The sequence below is a fragment of the Flintibacter sp. SJQ-8 genome (assembly GCF_054108085.1).
In genome coordinates, this window is record NZ_JBPJWR010000004.1 from 395,128 (window position 1) to 408,833 (window position 13,706).

Here is a 13,706-nt window from a genome sequence, read left to right on the forward strand (position 1 = left end):
TATGGAAAGGAGTGCATCCATAAATGTCCCAAGCTTATGATTTCGCCATCTTCACCGACTCCTCTGCAGACCTGGGGGAGGACCTGGTGCGGGAGATGGACATTCAAGTCCTGCCCCTGAGCTTTACCATCCAGGACAAGACCTATCACAACTATCCCGACAACCGGGAGCTGGACCCCCACGTCTTTTATCAGATGCTGCGGGAGGGCCAGACGGCCACCACCGCCGCCGTGAACGTGGAGCAGTATCTCCAGGCCATGGAGCCCGAGCTTCAGGCCGGGCGGGACGTGCTGGTGCTGGCCTTCTCCTCCGGCCTGTCCGCCACCTATAACTCCTCGTCTGTGGCCGCCGACGAGCTGCGGGAGAAATACCCTGACCGTAAGATCTACACCGTGGACACCCTCTGCGCCTCGTTGGGCCAGGGCCTGCTGGTGTGGATGGCCGCCAAAGAGCGGGCCGCGGGCAAGACCATCGACGAGGTCCGGGACTGGGCCGTGGGCCATAAACTGAGCATCTGCCACCAGTTCACCGTGGACGACCTGCACTTTTTAAAGCGGGGGGGCCGTATCTCCTCCACCACCGCCTTTGTGGGCTCTATGCTCCAGATCAAGCCGGTGCTCCATGTGGATAACGACGGCAAGCTGATGACCGTGGCCAAGGCCCGGGGCCGCCGGGCCGCCCTGAAAGCCCTGGTGGACCGGATGGAACAGACGGCCATCGACCTGAGAGACCAGACCGTGTTCATCAGCCATGGCGACTGTCTGGAGGACGCCCAGCTGGTGGCCCAGCTGGTGAAGGACCGCTTTGGCGTGAAGGACGTCTACATGAACTATGTGGGCCCCGTCGTGGGCGCCCACGCCGGCCCCGGCGTACTGGCCCTGTTCTATGTGGGCGTGGAGCGCTGAGCCGTTTCTTTCCGAACGTAACGACAAATAAGGAGAATCAAGGATTATGGCTGACACCAAATGGCTGGAGATCGCCGTGAATACCACCCCCGACAAGCTGGACGAGGTGTGCGCCAAGCTGGCCGCCGCCGGCATGGACGGCCTGGTCATCGAGGACGAGGGGGAGTTCCTGCAGTTTTTAGAGCAGAACCGCCAGTACTGGGACTATGTGGACCAGGAGCTGCTGGACCGGATGCGGGGCATCACCCGGGTGAAGTTCTATGTCACCGACGACGACGAGGGACACAAGCAGCTGGAGCGGTATACCCACGGTCTGGGCTTTGAGCACACCGTCACCCCCCTGAGCGACAACGACTGGGCCTATAGCTGGCAGAAGTATTACAAGCCCCTGTCCATCGGCCAGCGGCTGTATGTGGTCCCCGAGTGGGAGCGGGACAAGCCCGTGCCAGAGGGCCGCAGCCCCCTGTATTTAAACCCCGGCCTCACCTTCGGCACCGGCTCCCACGCCTCCACCCAGCTGTGTCTGGAGGGGGTGGAGGCCCACACCGTCCCCGGCAAGTCCGTCCTGGACCTGGGCTGCGGCAGCGGCATCCTGTCCATCGCCGCCCTGTGCCTGGGGGCCAGCCGGGCCGTGGCCGTGGACATCGACCCCAAGGCGGTGGACGTGGCCTATGAAAACGCCGCCCTCAACGGCATCGGCAAGGACCGGTATACCGTGATGGCGGGCAACGTCATCGCCGACAAGGGCCTGGCCGCCCAGCTGGCCCAGGAGCGCTATCACCTGGTGTTGGCCAACATTGTGGCCGACGTCATCATCCCCCTGTCCGCCCAGGTGCCCGCCCTGCTGGAGCAGGACGGCGTGTTCCTGTGCTCCGGCATCATCGACACCCGGGCCGACGAGGTCCAGGCCGCCTTAGAGAAGAACGGCCTGCGCGTCATCCGCCGCCGGGAGAAGACCGGCTGGGTGGCTTTGGAAGCCAAGCTGGCCGACCAATAAACATTTCCGTCAAAAAAGTGGCTCGCGCCACTTTTTTGACTATCTGTCACCCATCACCACCCAACTAGGAGGCGCTTTCATGGACCGGGCAGTTGTCATCCACCCCAACTTTCCCCCAGGGCGGCGGATCGTCGCCGTCAGCGATATCCACGGCAATCTGCCCTTCTTCCGGGCATTGCTTGACAAGATCGCCCTGACGCCGGAGGACATCCTGGTCCTGGTGGGGGATCTGCTGGAGAAGGGGCAGGAGAGCCTGACTCTGCTGCGCTATGTGATGGACCTGTGCCGCACCCACACCGTCTATCCCCTGTGCGGCAACTGCGACGGGCTGGTGTACCGCTTTTTCCGTGGGGACGAGTTGGACGGGCGGTTCTTCTCCTTCTATCTCCCCCAGCACCCGGAATCCACCCTGCGCCAGCTGGCCCGGGAGGGGGGCTTTGACCAGACGGAGGACCTGCCCCGCCTGCGGGCCGACCTGCGAGCGGCCTACCCGGAGGAGCACCTCTTTTTAAGCCGGATGCCCACTATTTTAGAGACAGAGCACCTGGTCTTTGTCCACGGGGGCGTGCCCTCGTTAGGCCACATGGACCGGCTGGACCGGTGGGGCTGCATGAAAAACGACGATTTTCTGGGCCAGGGCCATTCCTTTGACAAGTGGGTCATCGTGGGCCACTGGCCCGTGACCCTGTACCACCCGGACATCCAGTCCGCCGCCCCCATCCTGCTGCCCGGGCGGCGCATCGCCTCCATCGACGGGGGCTGCGTGCTGAAACTGGACGGCCAGCTCAACGCCCTCATCCTGCCCCAGGAGGACTCCCAGGACTTCACCTGGACGGCCTGGGATGGACTGCCCACCGCCACGGCTTTAGACGGACAGGAACCCTCCGCCGACCCTCTGAACATCCGCTGGGGCCGCAGCGCTGTGGAGGTGCTGGAAAAGGGTGGGGAGCTGTCTCTCTGCCGCCATTTAGAGACGGGGCGGACCCTGTACATCTTAAACCAATATCTGCGCACCGGCCCCAAGGGGGTGTGGTGCGAGGACTCCACCGACTATCGCCTGCCCGTGTCCCCCGGGGACGAATTGACCCTGGTGGCCCGGACGAAAACCGGTTTTTTGTGCAAAAAAGACGGGGTGACGGGGTGGTATTATGGCCGCCTGTCCGGTATAATATAAATTCGTCCAACGGCGGCCTGACCGCCCTTCACCCTCTGCCCGGATGGGCGGAACAAATAAATATAGATAGACTACTTTAGAAAAGTTGAGGTTAATTTTTTATGCTGGAGTTTCATCCCCTGCAACTGGAGGACCTACCCCGTCTGTGCTCCTTTTTCAACTATAGCGGCAGCCGCATCTGCGACACCACGCCGGGAACCGTGTTCATCTGGCGGGACATGTACGAGACGGAGTGGGCCATCTGCGACGACAGCCTTTATTTCAAGGTCCAATACCCCTCCTTGGGGGAGACCTTCACCCTGCCCCTGGGCGGGGGCCGGACAGAGCACTTTCGGGAGATCGCCCAGTACTGCTGTGAAAAGGGCATCCCCCTGTCCTTCTATCCCGTGCCCAAGGACGAGCTGCCCCGGCTCCAGGCGTATTTCCCCAACAGCGCCGCCGTGGCCGAGCGGGACAGCTTTGACTATCTCTATCGGGCGGAGGACCTGATGTACTTCCGGGGCAAAAAGCTCAGCGGCCAGCGCAACCACGTGAACAAGTTTTTAAAGACCTATGGCAACTGGACCTTCCGCGCCATGACCGAGGAAGACATCCCCCAGGTGAAGGCGTTTTTGGATAGTTATGCCGCCCGGTGGGACAAGGCCGCCGCCTCCTTCCACGAGGACATCGCCAAGACCCACGAGGTGCTGGACCACTTCGCCACCTATGACCTGCTGGGGGGCATCCTCCAGGTGGAGGACAACATCGTGGGCTTCTCCCTGGGGGAGATCGTGGGGGACACCCTGTTCACCCACATCGAAAAGGCGGACCGGGACTATGAGGGCTGCTATCAGATGCTGGTGGCCCAGTTTGCCCAGCACTTTGTCCGGGACGGCGTCCACTTCATCAACCGGGAGGACGACACCGGCGACCTTGGCCTGCGCACCAGCAAGCTGTCTTATCACCCGGTGGCCCTGCTGGAGAAATACACCGTGACCATCGAGGAGCCCTGCGGCCAGCGGGGCTGAGTTTTCAACCTAATCACGAACGGAAGTGTTTTCATGTATTACGAGATCGTGCCCATGGACCGCAGCCACATCGAGGAGATCGCGGCCCTGGAAAAGGAGTGCTTCTCCACCCCCTGGACGGAGCAGATGCTCACCGACGCCCTGTTCGACAGCCAGGCCAGCTTTATCGTGGCCGAGGCGGAGGACGGCCACATCCTGGGCTATGCCGGTCTCCACGTCATCGTGGACGAGGGCTATATCGACAACATCGCCGTGACCCCCGACGCCCGGCGGCACGGGGTGGCCTCCGCCCTGCTGGACGTATACTGCCGCTTCGGCGCGGTGAACCTGGCCTTCCTCACCCTGGAGGTGCGGGCGTCCAACGAGGCGGCCAGGGGGCTTTATGAGAAATACGGCTTTCAGCAGGCGGGCCTGCGCCCGGGGTATTATCAGCACCCCCGGGAGGACGCCGTCATCATGACCCGCTATTTCAACGGGCAGGAGGGGGAGCAGCCGTGAACATTCTGGCCATTGAATCCTCCTGCGACGAGACGGCGGCTGCCGTGGTCCGGGACGGGCGCACCGTCCTGTCCAACTGCGTCTCCTCTCAGATCGAGATGCACACGATTTACGGCGGCGTGGTGCCGGAGATCGCCTCCCGCAAGCACGTGGAGGCCGTCACCTCCCTGGCCGACCAGGCGGTGGAGCAGGCGGGCCTGACGAAGTCTGACCTAGACGCCGTGGCCGTCACCTATGCCCCCGGCCTCATCGGGGCGGTGCTGGTGGGGGTGAACTTTGCCAAGGGGGCCGCCATGGCCCTGGATCTGCCCCTCATCCCCGTCCACCACGTGCGGGGCCACATCGCCGCCAACTATCTCACCCACCCGGATCTGGAGCCCCCCTTCGTCTGCCTGTGCGTCTCCGGCGGCACCACCGCCATTGTGGATGTGCGGTCCTACACGGACATGTCCGTCCTGGGCGGCACCCGGGACGACGCGGCGGGGGAGTGCTTTGACAAGGTGGCCCGGGTGCTGGGCATCGGCTATCCCGGCGGCGGCCCCATGGACCGGCTGGCCGCGGGGGGCGACGACCGGAAATATGACCTGCCCCAGGCCCACGTCAGCGGCCACGAGCTGGACATGTCCTTCTCCGGCCTGAAGACCGCCAGCCTGAACCTGATCCACAACGCCCAGCAGAAGGGGGAGGAACTGGACCTGCCCTCCTTCGCCGCCAGCTTTGGCCGGGCGGTGAGCCAGTCCCTGGTCCCCCGGGCCATGGCCGCATCCCGAAAGCTGGGCTATGGCAAGGTGGCCGTGGCCGGGGGCGTGGCCGCCAACAGCCGCATCCGGGCCGACCTCCAGGCCGCCTGCGCCAAGAGCGGAGACAAGCTGTTCCTGCCCGAGCTGCGCTATTGCGGGGACAACGGGGCCATGATCGGCTGCCAGGGGTATTACGAGTTCCTGGCCGGACACACCGCCGGGGCGGAGCTGAACGCCTACGCCACCCGGGATATCTCTCTGGGCTGAGCGTTTTTCTCTTGCTGAAAATTTTCTGAAATGGGCACTTTTCCACATTGCCTGTGGAAAACTCTGTGGAAAATGTGCATAACTTGGTGTTATGTCTCCCATCCCACCGGTTTTCCACATCCCTCCCCCGGCAATTTTTCGGAAAAACGATTGTATTTTTCTCCGTTTTCCTGTAGACTAGGTTTCATCAAGGACTGTCGGCCCTGCGGGGCCCCATAAGGAGGTCAAGAATATGAAAGTCGCCCGTTTTGTGCTGAAGATCGTGGCCCTGTCCCTGGGGGCCGCCGCCGCCGTGTGCGCCATCATCGCCTATTGGGACAAGCTGGCCCAGCTGGGCAGCTGCGCCAAGACCAAGATCCAGCGCACCGCCTGCGCCTCGGAGTATGATGACTACGAGGAGTAAGCCCACCGAAAACCCACAGCGCCCTGCCGGAGGATATTCCCCGGCAGGGCGCTTCTTTGTTTTGCTTTTCTTGGCTCACTCGATCTTGTCCCACAGGACGATCTCCCCCGTCTTCAGAGAGGCGGGCACGTCGATGAGCCGCTGGTTGTCCGAGCCGCGAAAGCGGATGCTCAGGCTCTTCCGCTCCAAAATAAAGGGCCCGTCCACCAGCACGTCCAGCAGCTCTAATATCTCCCGGCTGTGCCGACCCACCTCTCCGGCGGCCAGGCGGGGGAAGAGATAGCCGGAGTAGCACCAGATATCCTTCTCCGGGAAACGCTCCCGCACCCGCCGGACCAGGTGGAGGATGGCCTGCTGATTTTCCGGCTCCATGGGCTCGCCCCCCAGCAGGGACAGACCGTGGATATAGGGCCGGGCCAGGGCGGATAATACCTCCTCCTCCTGCTCCGGGCCGAAGGGCTTTCCATATTGAAAGTCCCAGGTCTCCGGGTTAAAGCACCCCTCACAGTGGTGGGTGCAGCCGGAGACGAACAGAGACACCCGCACACCGGGGCCGTTGGCCACGTCGATGGGCCGGATATCCGCGTAATTCATGATGTAAGACCTCCCTGCGGCACTTCCTGCCGCAAACCTTCTTCCTTCTGGCGGTCCAGTGCCCCCCGCAGCTGGTCGGTCAGCAGCCGGTCGATAAAGTCCACCAGCTCCTCCGCCGAGCACTTCAGCTCCCCCAGCACCCAGCTCTCCACCACCCCGGCCAGGGCGATGACATAGAACTGGGTCAGCAGCTCCCCCTGCTCCGGGGCCTGCAAAAAGTGGGCCTGCCGGTGCAGCTCGTCCACGGTGCGGTGGATGATGGCATAGATGTCGTCCCGGAAAAACATGCTGATGTACGACCGGCCCAAAGACTGCAATGCGCAACGGCACACGGCCCGGTTCTCCTCTAAATAGCGCAGCAGCTGCAAAAGGCCCTCCTGCCACAGCAGGGCCCCGTCGTGCTGCCGCAGCAGGGACACCGCCTCCTGCTGGAACATCCAGCGCACCAAATCATAGATATCCTCAAAGTGATAATAAAACGCCTGGCGCTTTAATCCGCAGTCGTCGGCCAGCTCCCGGATGGTGATCTTGTCCAGGGGCTTTTGGGCCATTTTTTTCTTCAGCGCCTGGCAGAGCATGGTCTTGGTGTGTTCAGACACCGCATATGGCATGGGTCTCACCGCCTTCCTAGGCATTATAGCATGGGACGGAAAATCATACAATCTTTCTTATGTGTAAAAATTTTGACAAGGCAGGCCAGATTGCAGACTGTTTTTCTCCCGGTCCTTCTTATATGATGATACTCTGATATGGAGGGAAGGAACATGACACACCGCTATCGCATCACCCTGCACAGCCCCATGGGCCCCCGGGAGGGGGAGCTGACCCTGACCGGTGAGGTGAACGGAGCCGTGACCGGTATCCTGTCGGTGCTTGGCTTTCAGCAGCCGGTGTCCGGCCGCGAAAGCAGCGGCCACATTCAGCTGCAGCACCGCCTGCGTACCGCCATGCAGGAGCTGGACTGTGTCTCTCTGCTGGAACTGACCGGAGAGACCATCACCGGCGTGACCCACACGGGCAAGGGCTCCATCCACTGGACCGGCGTGAGGCAGCCGGACTGACGGCCCCTGCGCGCGATCCCCCGATTCCCCGACAAAGGAGTGTATTCCATGAGTAAACCCCAGGGCGGCGGCTCGTTTTTTGAAACGATCGCCCGCTTCGTCGTAGACCGGCGAAATCTGATCTTTTTTCTGTACATCGTCGCCGCCATCTTCTCCGTGATCTCCTCGCGCTGGGTGGCCGTGGACAACGACATCACCGACTATCTGTCAAAAGACACCGAGACCCGCAAGGGCCTGACCCTGATGGACGACGAGATGACCACCTTCGGCACAGCGCGGATCATGGTGTCCCATGTGACATATGACATCGCCTATGACCTGGCCGGGCAGATCGAGGGCATCGACGGCGTGTCCTCCGCCAAGCTGGGGGACAACGACCCCGCCGACCCGCCGGACGAGGACGACGATGACGATGAGCCGGACACCCCGGAGGACATTGCCGACTATATGCAGGGGGCCAACGCCCTGATCACCGTCACCTTTGACGGGGAGGAGGACGACGACTCGGCCAAGGCGGCCATGCAGGACATCAGGACCCTCCTCAGCGGCTACGACACCTATATCTCCACCACGGTGGGCGTGTCCCAGGCGGACACCCTGGCCCAGCAGATGACGGTCATCCTGGGCATCGCCGCCGTCATCATCGTGCTGGTGCTGCTTATCACCTCACGCTCCTATGCCGAGCTGCCCGTGATGATCCTCACCTTCGCCTCCGCCGCCCTGCTGAATATGGGCACAAACTTCTGGTTCGGCACCATCTCCTACATCTCCAATTCAGTGACGGTGGTGCTGCAGCTGGCACTGGCCATCGACTATGCCATCATCCTGCTCCACCGGTTCACCGAGGAGCGCCAGACCTGCGACACCCGCCAGGCCTGCATCAACGCGGTGAGCTACTCCATCCCAGCCATTGCCTCCAGCAGTCTGACCACCATCTCCGGCCTGGGGGCCATGCTGTTCATGCAGTTCGGCATCGGCCCGGACATGGCTATGGTGCTCATCAAGGCCATCTGTTTCAGCATGCTGTCGGTGTTCACCCTGATGCCCGGCCTGCTGATGCTGTTTGCCAACGCTCTGGTCAGAACCCAGCACAGGGAGTTCCTGCCTAAGATCGACAAGTGGGGCCGCCTGGTGGTCAAGCTGCGCTATATCGGCGTGCCCGTGTTCCTGGTGGTGCTGGTGGCCGGGTTCATCCTGTCCAACCGCTGCCCCTATGTCTATGGCGACACCCTGGTGAAGACCACCAGCCACAGCGAGCAGCAGATCGCCGACCAGCGGGTGGACGACACCTTCGGGGCCCAGAACGTGGCCGCCGTGCTGGTGCCCCGGGGGGACTATGAGAAGGAGAAACGCCTGCTGGACCGCCTGGAGCGCTATGACCAGGTGGATTCCGCTACCGGCCTTGCCAACATCGAGGCCAAGGACGGCTATTGCCTGACGGACAAGATGACCCCCCGGCAGTTCTCCGAGATGACCGACGTGTCCTATGAGTCCGTCTGTCTGCTCTACAGTGCCTATGCCGTGGACCAGGAGGAGTATGGCCGCATCGTGGGGGGCATCGAGAACTACTCTGTCCCCCTGATGGATATGTTCATCTTCCTCCACGACCAGATGGACGAGGGCTATGTCTCCCTGGACGACGAGACCGAGGCCGATGTGAACGATATGTATGACCAGCTCATCGACGGCCAGAAGCAGATGCTGGGCGAAAATCACTCCCGCCTGGTGCTGAACCTGGACCTGCCCGAGGAGGGGCAGGAGACCTTTGACTTTTTAAAGACCATCCACCAGGAGGCCGAGCGGTATTACCCCGCCGACCAGGTGCTGGTGGTGGGCAACGCCACCAGCAACTATGATCTGTCCACATCCTTTGCCCGGGACAATGTGATGATCAGCGTGCTGTCCGTGGCCTTCGTCATCCTCATTCTGCTGTTTACATTCCAGTCGGTGGGTCTGCCCATCCTGCTGATCCTGGTCATCCAGGGCAGCATCTGGATCAACTTCACCTTCCCCACACTGACGAACACCAACATCTACTTTATGAGCTATCTGGTGGTCACCGCCATCCAGATGGGCGCCAACATCGACTATGCCATTGTCATCTCCACCCGGTATACCGAGATGAAGGCCAGCTTCCCGCCCAAGACCGCCATTGTCAAGGCCCTGAACCTGGCCTTCCCCACGGTGTTCACCTCGGGCACCATCCTAAGCTCCGCCGCCTTCCTCATCGGCAAGATATCCACCGAGGTCGCCATTGTGGGCATCGGTGAGTGCATCAGCCGGGGCACCCTGATCTCCATGTTCCTGGTCATGTTCATCCTGCCCCAGATCCTGCTGGTGGGCGACATCATCGTGGAAAAGACCAGCTTTAAGCTGAAGGCGCCTGTGCCCGCCCAGCGCACCGCCGGAACGGTGTATGTGAACGGCCGGGTGCGGGGCCGCATCAACGGCGTGGTGGATGCCAACGTCCACGGCGTGGTCCACGGGGAGATATCCGCCCTGGTGGGCAGCGGGACCATTGAGAAATTACCGGAGGAGGACCCTTCTGATGACGATCAAGCGCAAGATGAAGAAACAAACGGCAAATAAGCTGCTGTGCCTGCTGCTGGCGGCCCTGCTGCTGGCCGGACAGGTCCTCCCCGCTCTGGCCCTGAACCAGGAGGGCGGGACCATCACCATCGCCACGGCGGAGGACCTGAAGGAGCTGGCTGTCCAGTGTACCCTGGACAGCTGGTCCCAGGGAAAGACGGTGGTGCTGACTGACGACATCAATCTCAGCGGCAGCGGCTTTACCCCCATCCCCACCTTCGGCGGGACGTTCGACGGCCAGGGCCACACCATCTCCGGCCTGACCATCACGGGCAGCGGCAACACCCGGGGGCTGTTCCGCTATGTGCAGCAGGGGGCCGTGGTCCAGAACCTGACGGTGAAGGCCTCTATCGGGCCCAGCGACCGGAAAAACGAAGTGGCCGCCATCGCCGGCAGCAATTCCGGCATCATCCGCCAGTGCGCCGCGCAGGGCGGCGTGAAGGGGGGCGACTCCGTGGGCGGTGTGGTGGGCGTCAACGAGCTCACTGGACAGGTCATCAACTGCACCTTCAGCGGCTCTGTCACCGGGGAGCACTATGTGGGCGGCATCGCCGGGCGGAACCTGGGCAGCCTGATCCAGTGCCGGAACTCCGGCAGCGTCAATACCACCGAGGTGGAGACGGAGAAGGACCTGACCAACGTGGACTGGGAGCAGCTGAACTCCGCGGAGAACATGCCCGCTTCCACCGACATCGGCGGCATCGCCGGGTGGTCCAGCGGCATTTTGCAGAGCTGCTCCAACTCCGGCCCGGTGGGCTATGCCCACGTGGGCTATAACATCGGCGGCGTGGTGGGCCGCCAGTCCGGCTATTTGGACGGCTGCTCCAACTCCGGGCCTATTTTGGGCCGCAAAGACGTGGGCGGCGTGGCCGGGCAGCTGGAGCCCCAGCTCACCCTGAAATATGACGAGGACACCCTGAACAAGCTGTGGGACGAGCTGGACAACCTTCAGGACCTGATGGACTCCACCCTGAACCACACGGGGACCACGGTGGACGCCGTGTCCCAGCAGATCACCGACTTTACCGACAGCGCCCGCACCGCCAAGGACGCGGTGCACGACCTGACCGACGCCATGACCGACTGGGGCAACGACAACATCGACCAGGTGAACGACGCCTTTGCCCGCATCTCCTGGACCCTGGACCAGATGAGCCCCATTCTGGACACCATCAGCCAGTCGGTGGACCGCATGTCCAAGGCCTCCTCCCAGCTGGCCGACGCCATGGACAGTATGCGGGAGGTAAACGACGCCCTGGACGATGCGGCGGACAATATGGACGATGCCCGGGACGACATGGACGATGCCCACAAAAAGGCCCAGGACGCGCTGGATTCCATTCAGGACGCCCTGGCCGACCTGAAAAAGGCCGTGGGCAGCGACGCAGAGACTGCCGCCGCCCTGGCCAAGCTGGCCACAGGCATGACCCAGCTGTCCCAGGCCCTGGCCGACGTGTCTGTGACCATGGGCACCATGCTCCAGATCATTCTGGACGCCTATGTGGAGGACGGCGGCATGACCGAGGAGGCCTATGACGCCCTACAGGAGCAGGTGCGCCAGACCATGGCCGAGCTGGACAGCGCCAAGGGCGCGCTGGACAATATGTCCGGTGCGGTAAAGGCGCTCACCAACCATCTGCTGAAGAACCTGCGCAATGCCATCAGCGACATGGACGACGCCATGGGCTATCTGAAGGACGCGGGGGACTATCTCTCCCAGGCGGGCAGCCACTTTGCCGACGCCCTGGCCGACCTGCAAAAGGCCCACGACCCCCTGGACGATGCCCTGAGCAGCCTGTCCGACGCGGGGGACACCCTGTCCGCCGGACTGGACCTGCTCAAGCAGGCTCTGGACGACGGCAAGCGGGTGGTGGATGAGCTGGCGGCCAAACCCACCATCCAGTTTCAGATCATCGGCGACGACCTGACTCAGAAGGGGGACGCAGTGGACGATGCCTTCTCCGACCTGCTGGACAACGCGGGCAGCATGAACGACATGCTGTCTGACCGCTCTGACATCGCCATCGCCGACCTGCGGGCCATCAACGACCAGCTGCGGGTCATCATCGACCTCATTCGGGATGCCATCGACGAGGAGCGGGACAAGGACCTGGACGACTACTTCGAGGATATCTCCGACCAGGATGGGGACGGAAAGCCGGACGCGGGCCTCATCTCCGCCTGCCAGAACAGCGGCAGCGTGGAGGGGGACGTGAACGTGGGCGGCATCGCCGGGTCCATGGCCGTGGAATATGACTTTGACCCGGAGGACGACCTGACAAAAGTGGGCGACAAGTCCCTGGACTTCCGCTATCTGGCCCGGGCGGTGATGCTGGACTGCGTCAACCGGGGGGAGATCACCGGCAAGAAGAATTACACCGGCGGCGTGGTCGGTCTCATGGACCTGGGCCGGGTGTCCGGCTGTCAGGGCTATGGCCCCGTGTCCAGCAGCGACGGGGACTATGTGGGCGGCGTGGCCGGGGCCTCCTATGGCTTCATCCGGGACAGCTGGGCCCGGTGTCAGCTGTCCGGCAAGGACTATGTGGGCGGCGTGGCCGGTTACGGCAGCACCATTGAAAACAGCCGCTCCTTCATCGAGATCGACAAGGGAGAGGCCTATGTGGGCACCATCGCCGGGGACATGGAGGAGGACGGCACCCTGACGGGCAACCTCTTCGTCCACGACACCCTGGGCGGCCTGGACGGCATCAGCTACACCGGCAAGGCCCAGCCCACCACCTTCGACGAACTGTCCGCCCTGGGCAATGCCCCCGGGGAGTTCACCCAGTTCCAACTGACCTTTATGGCCGACGGCAAGCAGGTGGCGGTGATCCCCTTCCAGTATGGCCAGGGGATCGAGCGTCTGCCCGACATCCCGGCCAAAAAGGGCTATTCCGCCCAGTGGCCCGACCTGGACTATGGCCACCTGACCTTCAGCCGGACGCTGGAGGCGGAGTACACACCCTATTCCTCCGTCATCACCGACGGGAGCGGCCTGCCTGAGATCCTGGTGGACGGCAGCTTCAGCCGCAACGCCAAGGTGGAGCACACCACCGCCGACGTGACCTGGACCGACGAGAGCGGCAAGGAGCACACCGGCACGGCCTACACCGTCACCGTCACCGACCCGGTGCTGGACGACGTGAGCTACACCGTCCACTATCGCCTGCCCGACCGCAGCCAGCGCTATGCCCTGTGGGTGGAGACGAAGGAGGGCTGGCAGCGCCAGTCCCTCACCGTGGACGGCAGCTATGCCATGATCCCCTGCCAGGAGCGGAAGATCACCTTCTGCGTCCAGGAGGAGGGCCCCGCCTGGCTCATCTGGGCCGTGGCCGGGGGCGGCGCGGTGGTCCTGCTGGGCGGCGCGGCGCTCCTGCTCCGCCGCAAGCACAAAAAGCAGCGCGCCCAGGTCCAAAAGGCTCAGGCCCCTGACCAGACCCCCGTGGGCAAATAAGACATGCTAAAAGCCGC

General features: G+C 62.9%; 12 protein-coding genes. 10 read left to right on the top strand and 2 right to left on the bottom strand.

What is annotated here, in order from left to right; translation table 11 throughout:
* Positions 1-23 precede the first annotated feature (23 nt).
* From ACSAMP_RS02895 to ACSAMP_RS02925, 7 genes are all read left to right on the top strand, one after another.
* Positions 24-905 (top strand): DegV family protein, encoded by an 882-nt coding sequence (locus ACSAMP_RS02895; RefSeq protein ID WP_457799436.1) that lies wholly within the window; start codon positions 24-26, stop codon positions 903-905.
* 46 nt (positions 906-951) lie between these two features.
* Entirely contained in the window at positions 952-1,902 is a 951-nt protein-coding gene (gene prmA / locus ACSAMP_RS02900) for a 50S ribosomal protein L11 methyltransferase (protein WP_441795020.1), read from the top strand.
* A gap of 79 nt (positions 1,903-1,981) precedes the next feature.
* Complete coding sequence (locus ACSAMP_RS02905) at positions 1,982-3,076, top strand: metallophosphoesterase family protein (RefSeq protein ID WP_457799437.1); 1,095 nt, start codon at positions 1,982-1,984, stop codon at positions 3,074-3,076.
* A gap of 101 nt (positions 3,077-3,177) precedes the next feature.
* Complete coding sequence (locus ACSAMP_RS02910) at positions 3,178-4,083, top strand: DUF2156 domain-containing protein (RefSeq protein ID WP_457799438.1); 906 nt, start codon at positions 3,178-3,180, stop codon at positions 4,081-4,083.
* Positions 4,084-4,116: 33 nt separating this feature from the next.
* Entirely contained in the window at positions 4,117-4,581 is a 465-nt protein-coding gene (rimI, locus tag ACSAMP_RS02915) for a ribosomal protein S18-alanine N-acetyltransferase (RefSeq protein ID WP_441795017.1), read from the top strand.
* Positions 4,578-5,588, top strand: coding sequence for a tRNA (adenosine(37)-N6)-threonylcarbamoyltransferase complex transferase subunit TsaD (tsaD, locus tag ACSAMP_RS02920; RefSeq protein WP_457799439.1), 1,011 nt, complete (start codon positions 4,578-4,580; stop codon positions 5,586-5,588). The genes rimI and tsaD overlap by 4 nt, the downstream gene beginning before the upstream one ends.
* Positions 5,589-5,820: 232 nt before the next feature.
* The gene (locus ACSAMP_RS02925) at positions 5,821-5,991 is read left to right on the top strand and encodes a hypothetical protein (protein ID WP_186877619.1); all 171 of its coding nucleotides are present in this window, start codon (positions 5,821-5,823) and stop codon (positions 5,989-5,991) included.
* Between the two features lie 75 nt (positions 5,992-6,066).
* Here ACSAMP_RS02925 and nrdG read toward each other — a convergent pair whose 3' ends face one another.
* Together nrdG and ACSAMP_RS02935 are read right to left on the bottom strand one after the other, a co-directional pair.
* Positions 6,067-6,585 (bottom strand): anaerobic ribonucleoside-triphosphate reductase activating protein, encoded by a 519-nt coding sequence (gene nrdG / locus ACSAMP_RS02930; protein ID WP_457799440.1) that lies wholly within the window; start codon positions 6,583-6,585, stop codon positions 6,067-6,069.
* Positions 6,582-7,196 carry a TetR/AcrR family transcriptional regulator gene (locus tag ACSAMP_RS02935; RefSeq protein ID WP_457799441.1) on the bottom strand — a complete coding sequence of 205 codons (615 nt, stop codon included), beginning with the start codon at positions 7,194-7,196 and terminating at the stop codon, positions 6,582-6,584. The genes nrdG and ACSAMP_RS02935 overlap by 4 nt, the downstream gene beginning before the upstream one ends.
* 153 nt (positions 7,197-7,349) lie before the next feature.
* On the opposite strand from ACSAMP_RS02935, the gene ACSAMP_RS02940 reads away from it, so the two are divergent.
* Genes ACSAMP_RS02940 through ACSAMP_RS02950 form a run of 3 tightly spaced genes read left to right on the top strand, consistent with a single transcriptional unit; the run spans position 7,350 to position 13,689 of the window.
* The gene (locus tag ACSAMP_RS02940; RefSeq protein ID WP_441795013.1) at positions 7,350-7,646 is read left to right on the top strand and encodes a hypothetical protein; all 297 of its coding nucleotides are present in this window, start codon (positions 7,350-7,352) and stop codon (positions 7,644-7,646) included.
* A gap of 48 nt (positions 7,647-7,694) precedes the next feature.
* Positions 7,695-10,235: an efflux RND transporter permease subunit gene (locus ACSAMP_RS02945; RefSeq protein ID WP_457799442.1), complete on the top strand. Its 2,541-nt coding sequence runs from the start codon at positions 7,695-7,697 to the stop codon at positions 10,233-10,235.
* A complete protein-coding gene (locus tag ACSAMP_RS02950) occupies positions 10,195-13,689 on the top strand; it encodes a GLUG motif-containing protein (RefSeq protein WP_457799443.1) in 3,495 nt (1,164 codons plus the stop codon). Before ACSAMP_RS02945 ends, ACSAMP_RS02950 begins: the two co-directional genes overlap by 41 nt.
* The last annotated feature ends 17 nt before the right edge of the window (positions 13,690-13,706 follow it).

What these genes read in the sequence shown, in the direction of transcription:
- ACSAMP_RS02895 (WP_457799436.1), top strand. Translation starts at nt 24, where the DNA reads ATGTCCCAAGCTTATGATTTCGCCATCTTCACCGACTCCTCTGCAGAC.
- prmA (WP_441795020.1), top strand. Translation starts at nt 952, where the DNA reads ATGGCTGACACCAAATGGCTGGAGATCGCCGTGAATACCACCCCCGAC.
- ACSAMP_RS02905 (WP_457799437.1), top strand. Translation starts at nt 1,982, where the DNA reads ATGGACCGGGCAGTTGTCATCCACCCCAACTTTCCCCCAGGGCGGCGG.
- ACSAMP_RS02910 (WP_457799438.1), top strand. Translation starts at nt 3,178, where the DNA reads ATGCTGGAGTTTCATCCCCTGCAACTGGAGGACCTACCCCGTCTGTGC.
- rimI (WP_441795017.1), top strand. Translation starts at nt 4,117, where the DNA reads ATGTATTACGAGATCGTGCCCATGGACCGCAGCCACATCGAGGAGATC.
- ACSAMP_RS02925 (WP_186877619.1), top strand. Translation starts at nt 5,821, where the DNA reads ATGAAAGTCGCCCGTTTTGTGCTGAAGATCGTGGCCCTGTCCCTGGGG.
- nrdG (WP_457799440.1), bottom strand. Translation starts at nt 6,585, where the DNA reads ATGAATTACGCGGATATCCGGCCCATCGACGTGGCCAACGGCCCCGGT.
- ACSAMP_RS02935 (WP_457799441.1), bottom strand. Translation starts at nt 7,196, where the DNA reads ATGCCATATGCGGTGTCTGAACACACCAAGACCATGCTCTGCCAGGCG.
- ACSAMP_RS02940 (WP_441795013.1), top strand. Translation starts at nt 7,350, where the DNA reads ATGACACACCGCTATCGCATCACCCTGCACAGCCCCATGGGCCCCCGG.
- ACSAMP_RS02945 (WP_457799442.1), top strand. Translation starts at nt 7,695, where the DNA reads ATGAGTAAACCCCAGGGCGGCGGCTCGTTTTTTGAAACGATCGCCCGC.
- ACSAMP_RS02950 (WP_457799443.1), top strand. Translation starts at nt 10,195, where the DNA reads ATGACGATCAAGCGCAAGATGAAGAAACAAACGGCAAATAAGCTGCTG.